This window comes from Paenibacillus sp. J31R30, from assembly GCF_059692115.1.
The window spans coordinates 189,396-203,467 of record NZ_JCAUAV010000002.1; the positions used below are offsets into that span (position 1 = coordinate 189,396).

Annotated in this window: 12 protein-coding genes; 9 read left to right on the forward strand and 3 right to left on the reverse strand. The window is 45.3% G+C overall.

The window, feature by feature from the left end; genetic code table 11:
- Positions 1 to 287: 287 nt before the first annotated feature.
- The 4 genes from AC58QO_RS06795 to AC58QO_RS06810 all read left to right on the forward strand — a co-directional run bounded on the left by AC58QO_RS06795 (position 288) and on the right by AC58QO_RS06810 (position 3,973).
- Positions 288 to 1,235, forward strand: coding sequence for an ABC transporter ATP-binding protein (locus AC58QO_RS06795; RefSeq protein ID WP_497264545.1), 948 nt, complete (start codon positions 288 to 290; stop codon positions 1,233 to 1,235).
- Entirely contained in the window at positions 1,232 to 2,335 is a 1,104-nt protein-coding gene (locus AC58QO_RS06800; RefSeq protein WP_497264546.1) for an ABC transporter permease, read from the forward strand. Before AC58QO_RS06795 ends, AC58QO_RS06800 begins: the two co-directional genes overlap by 4 nt.
- A gap of 479 nt (positions 2,336 to 2,814) precedes the next feature.
- Positions 2,815 to 3,354, forward strand: coding sequence for a hypothetical protein (locus tag AC58QO_RS06805; protein ID WP_497264547.1), 540 nt, complete (start codon positions 2,815 to 2,817; stop codon positions 3,352 to 3,354).
- Positions 3,355 to 3,391: 37 nt separating this feature from the next.
- Positions 3,392 to 3,973 (forward strand): RDD family protein, encoded by a 582-nt coding sequence (locus AC58QO_RS06810; protein WP_497264548.1) that lies wholly within the window; start codon positions 3,392 to 3,394, stop codon positions 3,971 to 3,973.
- An 85-nt stretch (positions 3,974 to 4,058) separates the two neighbouring features.
- On the opposite strand, the gene AC58QO_RS06815 is transcribed toward AC58QO_RS06810, so the two are convergent.
- The gene (locus tag AC58QO_RS06815) at positions 4,059 to 5,492 is read right to left on the reverse strand and encodes a SpoVR family protein (protein ID WP_497264550.1); all 1,434 of its coding nucleotides are present in this window, start codon (positions 5,490 to 5,492) and stop codon (positions 4,059 to 4,061) included.
- Entirely contained in the window at positions 5,489 to 6,646 is a 1,158-nt protein-coding gene (yhbH, locus tag AC58QO_RS06820; RefSeq protein ID WP_497251522.1) for a sporulation protein YhbH, read from the reverse strand. The genes AC58QO_RS06815 and yhbH overlap by 4 nt, the downstream gene beginning before the upstream one ends.
- 359 nt (positions 6,647 to 7,005) lie before the next feature.
- Here yhbH and AC58QO_RS06825 point away from each other — a divergent pair, with 359 nt between their 5' ends.
- The 3 genes from AC58QO_RS06825 (at position 7,006) to AC58QO_RS06835 (ending at position 10,681) form a co-directional block, all read left to right on the forward strand.
- Positions 7,006 to 8,859, forward strand: a complete 1,854-nt coding sequence (locus tag AC58QO_RS06825; RefSeq protein WP_497265435.1) for an FAD-dependent oxidoreductase — start codon at positions 7,006 to 7,008, stop codon at positions 8,857 to 8,859.
- A 131-nt stretch (positions 8,860 to 8,990) separates the two neighbouring features.
- Positions 8,991 to 9,611 carry a hypothetical protein gene (locus AC58QO_RS06830; RefSeq protein ID WP_497264551.1) on the forward strand — a complete coding sequence of 207 codons (621 nt, stop codon included), beginning with the start codon at positions 8,991 to 8,993 and terminating at the stop codon, positions 9,609 to 9,611.
- A gap of 113 nt (positions 9,612 to 9,724) precedes the next feature.
- Positions 9,725 to 10,681 (forward strand): 3'-5' exoribonuclease YhaM family protein, encoded by a 957-nt coding sequence (locus AC58QO_RS06835; RefSeq protein ID WP_497264552.1) that lies wholly within the window; start codon positions 9,725 to 9,727, stop codon positions 10,679 to 10,681.
- Between the two features lie 171 nt (positions 10,682 to 10,852).
- On the opposite strand, the gene AC58QO_RS06840 is transcribed toward AC58QO_RS06835, so the two are convergent.
- The gene (locus AC58QO_RS06840) at positions 10,853 to 11,314 is read right to left on the reverse strand and encodes an Lrp/AsnC family transcriptional regulator (RefSeq protein ID WP_497264553.1); all 462 of its coding nucleotides are present in this window, start codon (positions 11,312 to 11,314) and stop codon (positions 10,853 to 10,855) included.
- 275 nt (positions 11,315 to 11,589) lie between these two features.
- Between AC58QO_RS06840 and AC58QO_RS06845 the strand changes: the two genes are divergently transcribed.
- Together AC58QO_RS06845 and AC58QO_RS06850 are read left to right on the forward strand one after the other, a co-directional pair.
- Positions 11,590 to 12,975 carry an amidohydrolase family protein gene (locus AC58QO_RS06845; protein ID WP_497264554.1) on the forward strand — a complete coding sequence of 462 codons (1,386 nt, stop codon included), beginning with the start codon at positions 11,590 to 11,592 and terminating at the stop codon, positions 12,973 to 12,975.
- A 25-nt stretch (positions 12,976 to 13,000) separates the two neighbouring features.
- On the forward strand, positions 13,001 to 13,996 hold the full coding sequence (locus AC58QO_RS06850; protein ID WP_497264556.1) for an aromatic ring-hydroxylating dioxygenase subunit alpha: 996 nt from the start codon (positions 13,001 to 13,003) through the stop codon (positions 13,994 to 13,996).
- The last annotated feature ends 76 nt before the right edge of the window (positions 13,997 to 14,072 follow it).

Genomic DNA, 14,072 nt, shown 5'->3' on the forward strand with positions numbered 1-14,072 from the left:
AGATATTAAGATTATCATATCTTTCTCAATAAGTTCGTCGATTGGCGTTGTCGGAATTCCACTAGTTCTGTCAGTAAAAATGTGAGAGAGTGCTAGCTGGGAGAGCTCCTCCTTGAGAAGGTGTAACTGTGGGTTCATTTGTTAAAATATAAGAAATTATATGTTTCACCTAATAAGTTGGCTATATTTCTCCATAAACACTCCCGTCCTTTGATGGACGGCGTAGCCGTTTATTTTGTATGATAGGGTGAGTTAAGCAAAAATTGGAAGCGGAGGGGGCTAGTAGTATGGAGTCTTCACACATTGTTATTGAAGCGGATGGTTTAATTAAAAATTATGGATCCTTCCAGGCAGTGCGAGGTGTTAATTTTCAGGTCTATCAAGGCGAGGTATTCGGCTTGCTCGGTCCTAATGGTGCCGGGAAAACGACAACGATGGAAATGATTGAAGGGCTGCGGAAGCCTGACGGCGGTCGTGCTATTGTGGCTGGATTTGATACGCAGAAGGATTTAGGTAAGGTCAAAGAAGTCATCGGTGTTCAGCTGCAGTCGACGTCCTTATTCGAACTGTTGACGGTTGAGGAAATTATGAGGATGTATGCCAGCTTCTATCCGAGCTCAGTTCCTATCGGGCCGCTACTAGAAGATATGACGTTAGTAGATAAAAGAAACGGCCGCGTCAAGCATCTATCTGGCGGGCAAAAGCAGAGGCTTGCGATCGGTCTTGCGCTTCTTAATGATCCTAAAGTTATTTTCTTGGATGAGCCCACAACGGGGCTAGATCCAACGGCAAGACGAACACTCTGGGAGATTATATTGAAGCTGAAAGAGCGAGGCAAAACGATTGTGCTGTCTACCCATTATATGGAAGAAGCGCATGTGCTTTGCGATCGTATTTGTTTAATGGATCAAGGCAAAGTTGTTGCCTTGGATACGCCTCGTAATCTAGTGAGCAGCTTGCAATCCGATAGCGCGATTGAGTTCAGACTGCAAGACTTGGCGGAAGATGATAAGGTAACCGTCCTTGAAGAGCTTCGGGAAGTTCGTGAAGTAAAGGGGATTGACGTGCGGAAGGACGTATTTGTTCTATACACAGATAAACTTCAGGAATCGCTGATCGACCTCATTGAGAAGAGCGCAGATGGTCGGTGGCAATTGGCAGACTTGCAGACACGAACGGCTACGCTGGAAGATGTGTTTATTTCCATGACCGGAAGGAGCTTGAAAGAAGAATGAATGCTTATATCCAATTGACGTTAAGCCAGCTTCGTTTTTTTGTGCGTAATCGACAAGTGCTCGTATTCACCTTATTCATGCCGTTATTCTTTATGATTATGCTCGGCTCCTTTCTAGGAAAGGGAAATGATATCATTATTGACGGCGTTGTCATTGACCAGGATCAAAGTGCGGAATCGAGGATCATGGTGGAGGCACTTCAAACCAATAGCATTCTGAAGCTAAAGCCCTCCGATGACATGGATGCGTCTCTGGAGCAGCTGAAGCATGGGGATCAGAAGCTCGTTGTGATTATTCAGAAGAACTACGGGCAGGCGGTAGCGCTGAAAGGAGCGGATAGCACCAAGGCAAGCTTCTTGCAGGTTTATTATGATCAGACGAACCAGCAGAGTGCGCAGATCGGATTGCAAACGGTCGGGCAGGTGGCGGATGGTGTATCCAAGCAAATTTCTAACTACATTCCGATTGTTAAAATAGAGCCCGTTGGCGTGCAAGCTTTGCAGCTTCGCTACATCGATTTCCTTGTTCCAGGGATCTTGGCGATGATGATCATGACCAACAACTTAAACGGCGTCTCGGGGCAAATTGCTTCCTGGCGTGAGCGTGGTGTGTTGCGACGGATGCAGAGTACTCCGCTAAAGGCCTCAACGTTCATCGCTGCGCAGATTACCGCGCGCCTTGTGATGAACACGGCACAAGCCTTGATCGTATTGCTTGTAGGCGCCTTGATTTTCGGGACGCAGGTAAACGGCTCGTGGTGGCTGCTTCTGCTGTTTATCGTCATGGGTACCCTGACGTTCATGTCCATCGGTTTTATCATCGCCGGTGTGGCCAAAACCCCAGAGAGTGCCGGGCCGATTTCCGGGCTGATTTCGTTCCCGCTTATGTTCTTGGGCGGCGTGTTCTTCTCCGTATCCAGCATGCCGGAGTTCTTGCAGCCGATCGTGAAATCGATTCCGATTACCCAGCTCAGTACCGCCCTTCGGCAGGTTATGAATGTGGGTGCGGGCATCGGTGAGCTGTGGCAGGAAGGGCTGATGCTGGCCATCTGGCTGGTTGTGTCGTTCATCGTGGCTACTTTCACGTTTAAGTGGGAGTAGGCTCATGTTCCTGAACGAAAGACTCGAGCGTATTGCCAACGATTCGTTCCTAGCTTACCTTGGCCGAAACGGAACGTAGATCCCTTATTTGTCCCTTAAAGCCGACTTTAGGAGGCGAAAGGGAACGAGAGGGCGCTATTTGGCGAAAAATACTCGTTTTTCCGTACAAATTGCGCAAATAGCGTATCTACGTTCCGTTTCCTTGCTAAAAAGCCTGATTTCATGTAAATAGCACACTGTAGTTCCGTAAGAGTTTGGATAGTGCCATAATAAGGGGACATCGATACGCATCACAAACAAAAGCCCAACCCGCCACGGGTTGGGCTTTCTCACTAAATTGATCGCCTTAATATCGTGCATTTAAATGTGACGAGTAAGAAAGAGGTTTTCAATGAGATTGTTGTGCAGGGTAACTAGTGGTGTGCATGGAAGTATTAGGATAAATAAATTTACAGCAAAAAGTGGAAGGCGGAAATTATTTGACAGACGTTCAAGTTGGGGAGCGTACATTAGAAAGTAAAATTGACTTCAATTACTCCAATATTCAACCCTTATGGCATTTGATCGTGTTGACTATAGTCACGACTGGGTTCTATCAATTTGTTTGGTTTTACAAGACATGGAAACAATTGCAGAAATATCATGGATGGGAATTAAGCTACGTTTACAGAACAGTATTTTCTTTCATTCCTATTATTGGTTTTATTATTGTGGCTGATTTGTTCAAGCGAATTAAGAAACTATTGAATGAAAGTGGAATTCATATCAAGATGTATCCAATCATTTTTATGATTGCATTCTATGTTCTGAATGCACTTTATAGATTACCAAATTTGTATTGGTTTTTAGGATTTCTATCCATCATCCCACTCGCTCATGCTCAATTTGCTTTGAATGCATACTGGAAAAAGGAACAACCTCAACGTGTGGTGAGGGATAAGTTCACTAATCGACAGTGGGTTCTACTTGTCGTTGGCGTGTTATTCTGGATACCAATAATAATAGGTTTATTCAATTGATTTTAAGTTGCTGTTGAAGTATTGGAGGGGTACTCTTTTGAAAGAGGAGTTAGAACATGGAAATGTTGAGACCGAACCCATGAAATATGTTGGTGTATTTCATAGGGTAGGGATTCATATTATTGACTATATAATTTTTTCTCCACTCATTTTACTATACCGTTACGCTGTTTCGTTATCTTTTGAGTATAAGATGATCATCCCTCTGGTGATGCATTATCTGATCACATATGTGATATATATTATCTTTACAGTAAAATTTGGTGGAACTCCCGGACGATTATTATTAAGGGCTAGAATAGTTAACAAAGAGATTCATTATCTTTCAGTTACTTATTCACTCATCAGATATGCCATAAGCATGATGCCTTTACTCGTGTCCTTGTTTTTAACCAGTCAAATTCTAGGGAAACCCGATTTACCTGAGAATATAAAAGACTTAGTACATATTGTAAGCGAGAATAGTCAAAAAAATCCGATATATCTATTTCTAAGTTTTCTGATAATCGTAGATGCTCTTTTTATCGTATTTAACAAGAAGAAGAAAGCGCTGCACGATTATCTCGCTAAGTCCTATGTCATTTCAAAGGAATCCTATCTTAACCATACGTTGAAATAAAAATAAGCTGAGACCGTTTCAAATTAGGTCTCAGCTTATTTTTTTATGTTTTATTCACATTCACACTACTAAATACTATGCACGCTCACAAAAACCGCCGATGATGCTTCTTCCCATCAAAACTGAACAATACCGGCTTATCCTCCACAACTGTATGCATGTGAATGGTCTTACCCCACAGCTTATAAATGTACGGCAGTGTGCGCTCCACATATTTCAGATCCAGTTCCACGCCTTCAAAGGCATGCCTCAAATACAATTCTCCATTGCGCTGATAGTCCCCATCCTCGACGACGATGTAGGGGAAACCTCCGTTCACCCTGGAGTAAATAAGCTGATCCCGCGTATTTTCCCACGTTTTATCGGTAATTTTCCACTCAGGCCCTTTCTTCTCAAACACGTAGAGGTCTAATTCTTCGACCAGGTTTTTATTCAAATAGTTGCGGATGAACGAGGTATCGGACTCGTATTCGCGTACTTCGAAGATCTTCTTCCTGCCTTGCCCAGGCGTCCGCCCGAATCTGCGGATTTCCTCATCCGTCGGCGCATCCCAGTGCTTCTCGATATCCTCAAATATTTTGACACCCAGATAATAAGGATTCAAAGAATGGCGAGAGGGAACGACGACGGAGGAGTTCAGCTTGGAGTACTCGATCGTTTCTTCCTCGGTCAGATCCATTTCTCGCAGGATATGTTGATGCCAGTACGAAGCCCAGCCTTCGTTCATGATTTTGGTTTCGAGTTGCGGCCAGAAGTAGAGCATTTCATCGCGCAGCATGGTCAAGATATCGCGTTGCCATTCTTCCATATAAGGGGCATTTTCCTCTATAAAAAGAAGGAGGTCCTTCTCCGGCTTCGGCGGAAAACGCTTCGTATCTTCTTTATCCAGTGAAACAATGGGTTTATTTCGGCTATCTAAGTCCCACAAATCCTCATAACCGTATGTGGCTTCGCCTCGAACCGCTGGTGTTGCCGCTTTGTTATTTTCTTGGCGTTTGCGAGTTTGGCCATACGTTAGTGTTAGTACAGGATCAATGTGCTCTTGGATGGCGAGTACAGCATCTATGAATTGTTCCACCTCATCGATCCCATGCTCAATTTCGTATTGGCGGATGCGTTCGGCTGTGGCGGACATGCTCTCGACCATATTGCGATTCGTTTTGGAGAAACGTGCGTTATTTTTGAAAAAGTCGCAATGCGCGAGCACGTGCGCGACGATCAGTTTGTTTTGAATCAGAGAATTTCCGTCCAAAAGGAAGGCATAACAAGGGTCCGAATTGATGACCAATTCGTAAATTTTACTAAGTCCAAAGTCATACTGCGTCTTCATTCTATGGAAGTTTTTGCCAAAGCTCCAGTGACTATAACGTGTTGGCATGCCATACGCACCGAAGGTGTAGATGATTTCTGCCGGACAGATTTCGTACCGCATCGGAAAGAAGTCGAGCCCAAAGCCTTTCGCGATCTCCGTAATTTCATCAATGGCATATTCCAGCTTCTGGATTTCGGATTTACTCACTGTGCAGGCACTCCTTCCTTTTTGGTAAAAAAGGTTTTCAAAGCTTTATACACTTCACCTTTTTCACGAATGACGTAATGCAGGAATTTTGGATTGTTAATATGACGGAAGGCTGACATCAGCGTAGAACTGCGGTTATATTGATTCACTTCCCCGTAGCCAAACATGTTCGACCGCTCCATTAATTGCGTAATCAGCTTCACACAGCGCTCGTTATCCGAGGTTAAATTATCGCCGTCTGAGAAATGGAAGGGATAAATATTGAACTGGGAAGGGGGGTACCTTTTATCAATAATATCAATAGCGGTCTGGTAGGCTGAGGAGCAGATCGTCCCTCCGCTCTCTCCTTTTGTGAAAAACTCTTCCTCCGTAACCTCTTTTGCCTCCGTATGGTGCGCGATGAACACAATTTCAACGTTCTCATATTTCGTGCGCAAGAAGCGGGTCATCCAGAAAAAGAAGCTGCGAGCTATGTATTTCTCGAAGGAGCCCATACTTCCGGAGGTATCCATCATTGCAATAATAAGCGCATTGGAATGTGGTTTCTCGATTTCTTCCCACGTTTTGAAGCGCAGATCATCTGGTGAAATATGATGAATGCCCGGCGAGCTGCCTCGCGAATTACGGCGCATATTTTCGAGGATCGTCCGTTTCTTATCGATGTTGGACATGATCCCTTTTTTACGTATATCGTTGAAAATAACTTCGGTGGTTGTCATGTTTCGCTTCTCTTTTTGCTGCAAATTCGGAAGCTCCAGCTCGGAAAATAACATCGCTTGCAGCTCTTCCATGCTCACTTCCGCTTCGTAATAATCCTCACCGGCTTGATCCCCCGCGCCTTCGCCTTTGCCAGGCCCTTGAGCAGGCTGCGGATCTGTTCCGAGCACATCGCCAACCTGAGAGTCGCCATCCCCCTGACCAACATGCTTACCTTTGTTGAAGTTATAGCGGAAGCGGTATTCGTCCAAGCTTTTTATCGGTACCTTCACGACTTGTTTACCATTGGACATCACAATGCTTTCATCTGTCACCAGATCAGGAAGGTTCTGTTTAATAGCATCTTTGACCTTCTCTTGATGTCTAGTTTGATCTTGGTATCCTTTGCGGTGGAGTGACCAATCCTCTTTGGAAACGATAAATAAGGGCTCTGTCATGGGGACACCTCCTTGGTGATTATGATAAGCGGAACGCTATCAGGCATAGGGAAATAAAGCTTGTTATTAAATATATTCAAGTGTGCGGGGGATATGTGGTGAATTGTGTGTGAATGTTTTGATTTGGGGAAAAGAAGGTGACTTGTTTGACTGCGGAAGCACATCTACGCTTTCCGGATTCCTGTACGATGGAGATCGGGCAAACTTTTTATTTTTCATATCGTACTTTCGTACTATTTTCTTCATGTTCGCCAACTTTAATGATATGCTTAGCTTTATGGGCAAGATGTACATATAGGGATCCAAAAGCATACAAAAATACCACATTAGATGCAGCAGGGTGATCATTTTTGAAAAATATGTTAATACGTCATATGAAATCGATAATTATAATCGGCATTCTCCTAGTCATTGCCATAGGCTCAGGAGTATTAGGATACTTCGGACTGCACCGAGACAGCGACGGGGGATTTACGCTGCATTCTCAAACAGCCTTTCAACCTGATGTGGTTGTCATGGGGACGGAGCTTGAAGGCATGTATCTCGCACAAAAGGCGAAGCACGAAGGACTCGATGTTCTGATCCTCGAAACGAAGGGGAATCTTGGTGGTCAGCTTATTCAAGGGGAGATGCTCTATCTTGACGGCGTATACGATGATGATGGTAATCAACTCATGCAAGGCGGCATGAAAGAGCTATTCCATCAGTATACGAAAGGGAGCATTCGCAAAAAAACAGAGTTTGCCCACTATTTTCACAAGCTTATCGAAGGTATTCCTCTTGAGAAAAACGTTCTATTAGAAGACTTAAAAGTGACGGACGGTAAAGTGGTCTCTCTTGCCTATCTAGGCGGTGATGGGAAGAAAAGAATTGTGAAGCCTTCCTATGTCGTTGATAATTCGGATGACGCGGCGCTGATTAGCAAGTTGAATGTGCAGCCGCTTCCAGGACTGGAAGCCCTGTATGGGGCGAAGGAACGCGAGTATATGAGCGGCACGTACATGATGAAATTTAAAGGCGTCGATTGGGAGAAGTTTCAGAAACATTTTTGGGCTATGGATAAGATCGAGCGTGGGCATAAATATGGACCAGAAAGTTATGTGAATTCACATATCGCGTATGGTTTTCCACCGATTGTTTCGGCTTATGAGCTGCATAACAAGAACGAACTCAACCTCCGAGGATTGAACATCCTGAATCAAGGCGGCGGGGAGATCATCATTAACGCACTGCAAGTATATGGCATCGATCCGAGCAAGGAAGTAACGATTGCATGGGGGATTGAACAAGCGAAAGCAGAAATGCCCTTCATACGAGATCATCTACGAAAGACTATGATTGGTTTTGAGCAGTTGGAGCTGAATGGAGAACCGAATTCCTTGTACATTCGGGAATATAATCATTATCCAACAGATTATGTGCTGCAAGCCTCGGATTTGATGAGCGGGCGAATGTTTTGGGATAACGTCAGCATCGGCGGGTATTTCATGGACATTCAAGGCTCGCGCTCCAATCGAGAGGGGCTAGCTATCGGGAGACCGGATAAATATGGGATTCCGCTGCGAAGCTATTTGCTTCACGATTACGACAATGTTGTCACCACAGGGAAGCTGGTAGGAGCAACCGCAGTAGCCTATGGAAGTGCGAGAATTCAACCGAACGGAACAATGGCTGGGGAGACCATCGGTGTGCTCATGGCACAGATGCAAGGCAGAAGCCTAAAGTCGACGACGCCGGAGGACATGACCCGACTTCATGAACGGATGGAGCATACGTATCATATCAAGCTGCGTGATCGAATTGCGAAGGACAAGATCGCGCATCTATCTGCGACAGAAAAAGCCGAGTTAGACCAAGGCTTGATCACGTTGCTGAAGGGGACGAAGGTCGCTCATCACCTCCCTTTTATCCGAATCAGCTTTGAAGGTCAAGCGCTTACTTACGATGGGATAAAGCCAATTGTCATTGGAGGCATTCCTTGGGTACCGCTTAGTCAAACATTTGAGAAGCTTGGTCTTGGAGATGCTACGTATGATGAAGAAAACAAACGTATCTTATACACTTCCAAGGGGAATACAGGGACGATTCCATCGGCTGAGGTACATGTGCTGAACAATTTTGTGCTCGTAAGCTGGGCGAAACTTGCGGAAGTATTGGGCTACACTTGGGATTGGAACGCGGCAAAAGACGTGGTTATCGTAAGGCGATTATAGAAGCCTATATAAAAAGTCTGCTTGAGCATATACGCTCAAACAGACTTTTTTATTTCGAGAGCTTTACCCACACATTCTCCTAACTTATGTAATAGTCTAGTCTATATGATGTTTGGGGAGTGAGCATGCGTATGGAGATCTACCGAACGGGTCATAGACGTGTAAAAATAAAATCGAAAGTTGCTTTGAAGGCTGCAAAGCCAATCAAGCAGAGGGTGTTCGCAATCCGTAAGGTTGCTAGGGTAATGCTGCCCTTTTACCGTAAGTTGGCAAGTAATCGTACATTTTCCGTCCAATGGGCGAAGGCCGTTCGGGAAGCTGATATTGCTCGCATGAATACGCTGCTCCGATCTGTTATCGGCTCGGAACCACTGTCAGCTTTGGCGTCGAATGGGGTGGGCTGGTTCGTCGATCTTCCGCTGCCAAAACCGCTTCTCGTGATTACGAATGGGACGACGATTCGTCCGGGTCAAGTGCAGTTCACATTCAGCGCTGCGATTAATCGCGCGATCGCCAAGGCGGTCATTCCGCTATATCGGGAAATTATGTGCAATCCCAGTTACGCGGCGCTAGTTGTGAAAGCGATCAATACGCAGAATGAGGCATTGTTGAATCGTTTGGTACGGAGTAAAGTGACGAGTCGGAGATTAATCTCTGTTCACATTGACTTCTCGGGATTCTTTCTCGGCTTCAAATATCCAGCGAGTAAGTTTGTGTATTTAAATGAAGTATTCCGTGAATTTGTGATGTAATAGCTTGTTCAAAACCCCTTCGATCCCTAACGCCATAAATTTCTAAGCGCTCCACTAATCACTAAGAAGCATTTCGTAGTATAATGTTCCTATTGATTATTGGAGGCACATACATGACATTAATTAAACAGTTACAAGCACCAGATGAATTTACAGGTTTTTACTTAATTAAAGAATTGGAAATTAAACAAACGAATACAACGCCTGCCAAGGATTTCATGGATATTGTACTCTGTGATGCGACCGGGCAAGTATCCGCGAAGATGTGGGATGTCAGTGCTTCGGATAAAGAGACCTTTTTCCCGATGACCTTAGTCAAGGTACAGGGACTGGTTCAAATGTATCGTGAACGCTTGCAAGTAAAGATCGGGAAGATTCGCAAAGCGTTGCCGGAAGATGGCGTGCAGATCACTGATTTCATCCGCTCTGCACCGATTAGTCCAGCGGATCTGATTCATACAATCAATAGTGTTTTGGCGAGTATTTCGAATCCAACGATTCAGTCGATCGTCGCGTTTTGCGTGGCGAAGGTTGGCGATAAGCTGGACCATTATCCTGCTGCCAAAACGCATCACCATGCTTACTTCGCTGGACTAGCCTATCATATTGTTCGGATGCTGGAGCTTGGCGAGTTTGTTTGCAAACAACGGCCATTCCTCAATCCTGACCTGATCAAAGCGGGCATTATCCTTCATGATATTGCGAAGCCGGAGGAAATGATCGCGCAGCTAGGTATCGTGTCTGATTATAGCGTACAAGGGAAGCTGCTGGGACACATCTCCATGGCGTCCAACTGGATTACAGAAGCGGCGCTGCATTTGGGACTAGATCTCCAATCAGACCTCGTCATTGGATTGCAGCATATTGTGCTATCCCACCACAACTTGCCGGAGTGGGGAAGTCCTGTGCTTCCGCAGCTTCCGGAGGCGGTTGCGCTTCACTACATCGATTCGATGGATGCGAAGCTGCAAATGGTCGAGGATACATTGCTCCTCACACCGGAGTCCGAGTCATGGACACCGATGATCCGCGGGTTGGAGAACAAAGCGATGTATCGGTTGAAGCTGTAGGGTTGAGGGTTAGGAAGTTGAACAGGAAATAAGGCCTTTTCAAGTAGAGAGATCTACTTGGGAATGGCCTTTTTGTTTTGGTGTCGAGGGTTTCAGGTATCCCGTATCAAATAACTGGAAAATAGGTAGCTAATTTCACTCGATTCCCGTTTTAATTGAACCGCCAACCAATCAAAGCTCCAAGCCGGTTCCCTGCTTGAACCGTTTGATCACCATCTGCGTGTTCACGCGCACAACACCATTCAGCTTGTAGATGTTTTTATAGAGGAAATCCTCCAGCGCAGCGTCATCCTTCAATAAAGCATGCATATGCAAGGAGCTCGTGCCTGTCATTTGGTAAATCGACACCACATTCGGGTCGGCCGAAAGTGTGTTTCCGACCTCCTCCGCGTAGCGCGGCTCCACCTCGACCTCGAAAAAAGCACTAACCACCTTTCCTAGCTTTGTCGCGTTCAAGCGTATCGTAAAATTCTCGATGATTTCATTTTCGATGAGGTTTTCTACGCGTTTTTGAATGGCGACACGCGAAAGATTCAGTATTTCACCGATTTTGGCATAAGACATTCGGCCGTTTTCGTGCAGCAACTTAATAATTTTTTGATCAACGGGATCGAGATCGTGTAAATCTAACATGAACATCACTCCAATCATAAATGCAAAAATATATACATTTGATCAAAAATCTTCATCCTTTCATAAAAATAACGCGGAAATCGCCCGTTAAACTACTATCGTTAACCTAAATATGATAAAAATACAAAAAAACGAAACAAAAATCAAATAATACATTAACACATGGTGTTGACGGAATTTCATTTCATACATATAATCGTGTTAATTAATATAACATACTTAAGATCGATTCATCATTACATGTTATATTATATAACATTTATAGGAGCCGCCACATGTCCAAAAAACTTATTTACAACGGAACTGTCCTAACGATGAATGCCACCAATCAGATCTTCAAACCTGGCTTTGTTTACATGGAGCATGATGTCATCTGTGAAGTTGGCGAATGGAAGTCAGATGGCAGCTTAGATCATCTGCTCACAGAAGCCTCTTACCGTTACAACGCAGAGGGGAAGGTTGTTATTCCAGGCATCGTGAATGGCCACACACATTTGTTCCAAACGTTCATGCGCGGCGTATCGGACCACTCCCCCCTAGCTCAATGGCTGAAAGAGATTATTTGGCCGATGAGTCTGGCGATGGAGCCGGAGGATTTCTACTTAGCCGCTTTGATCGGTTGCATCGAGAATTTGAAATCAGGCGCTACTTATATGATGGATCATCACTATATCCACACCTACCCGGAGAATGATGCCAGCGTGCTAAGGGCGATGGTCGATTCGGGGATACGCGGACATTTGGCAAGAGGAGGCTCCGACCTAGCAGGGGAAGTTCGCTTGCGGGAAACGGAGGAGCAAATTTTCAATGCCACAGATCAATTGCTGGATGAATGGGAAGGCGCAGCGAGCGGCCGCATCCGGATTGCATTAGGTCCATTGAATTTATACGGCTGCTCCAGAGGCTATCTCGAACGAGCTGCAAGGTTCAGTCGGGATCGCAAACTCATATCACATGTACATGTCGCAGAAACGAGTGAACAAATCGACACAACGATGGCTCGCTATGGTCTTAGAAATTTGGAGCTATTAAATGAAGTGGGCTTACTCAGCGAACAGACGCAGGTTGTGCATGGTGTGTGGCTTGATGATGGGGAGCTCGAGCTAATCAAGGAAAAGCAAGCCTCCGTCATTCATTGTCCCGTATCCAATATGTACCTAGCTTCAGGCGTTGCCCGTGTACCCGAGATGCTGCGAATGGGGATCAATGTCGCGCTAGGAACAGATGGTCCCGGCAGCAATAACTGCCAAGATAATCTCGAAGTGTTGAAATTTACTGCATGCTTACACAAGGTGAATGAGCTGGATGCAACGCTGCTGCCTCCGATGGATGTCCTTCGCATGGCGACCGTTAACGGGGCTAAGGCGGTTGGCCGAAGCGATGATCTGGGGAGTCTGGAGCCTGGGAAGAAAGCGGATCTAGTTACCGTAGATATGATGAAAGCACATATAAGTCCTGTGCATCGCGCTTCTTCAGCTCTCGTTTATAACGCGAATGGGAACGATGTCGATCTCGTAATAGTTGGCGGTCAGGTTGTTGTCGAGCATGGGAAGAGCACATGGATTGATGAGCAGGAAATTTTGAGAAGAGCGCAAGCAAGAGTGGATGTACTTAGAAGCAAGCTGGCAGGGCAGTACCCTATTTTCGCAAATCAGATGTAGGTTTAATTGGAGGAGGATGATTGTTATGGCATTACAACGTCTGCACGATCCCGTTCTTGAAAATGATTGGCATGCGGTTTACCTTGCATCTGAACTGAAGGATCAGCCTGTAGGTGTCATCATTTTAGGAGAAAGAGTAGCGCTTTATCGCTCTAGCCGAGGCGTTCACGCCATGCAAGATCTCTGCGTCCATCGCGGAGCTATGTTATCTAAGGGGTGGGTCAAGGATGATGTATTGGTCTGTCCGTATCATGGCTGGCAGTACGATTCCTCAGGGCAATGCGTTTGTATTCCTGCACAGCCCAAAGGGGAGAAAATTCCGCTTCGAGCGAAAGCCTTGACGTATTCGTGTGAAGAGAAATATGGCTTCATTTGGGTATGTATCGGTGAACCTGCAGCGCCAATTCCGCATTTTGAAGAGTTCGCGAATCCCGAGTATCATCCACTTCCGTGTGGTCCGTATAAAGTTGCGGCAGCAGGAACGCGTGTTATTGAAAATTTCACAGACTTCGCTCACTTAATGTTCGTGCATCAGGATTTACTGGGTCACCCGGACTACGCGGAGCTTCCTGATTTCCAGGTTGTGAAGGAAGAGGATCGCATTTTTATCGAAAATATTCCTATTTTCCAGCCAGTTGCCCACTCCGGTTCGGATAAAAGTGATGGCACTACGTATGTGTATATGAAAGAAGTGTACCGGCCATTGTCTGCTAGGTTATCGAAAGCCGATCCGAGCAATGGTCAAACCTTATGGATTATGCTGACCGTGCTGCCAGTGGCTGCAGAAGAATGCGTCGTCTTCATGATGGTCTCTCGTAACTATGCGTACGATGTTGATGATGCGAATTTCATTAAATTCCAAGACATCGTGTTTGAACAGGACGCCAGAGTTATTGAGACGCAGAAGCCTGAGCTGCTGCCCCTGGATCTTCAAGTCGAGCTGAATCATAAAGTGGATCGCTTCTCCATTGCGTATCGTCGTTGGTTGAGGGAATTAGGTGTGGTGGTTGGGACGGTTTAAGTTAATGTTCGGATTTGAATGGTATTATTCACTTTACAATAAACATATAGTTGGAAAAGTAATGAAAAGACGTACT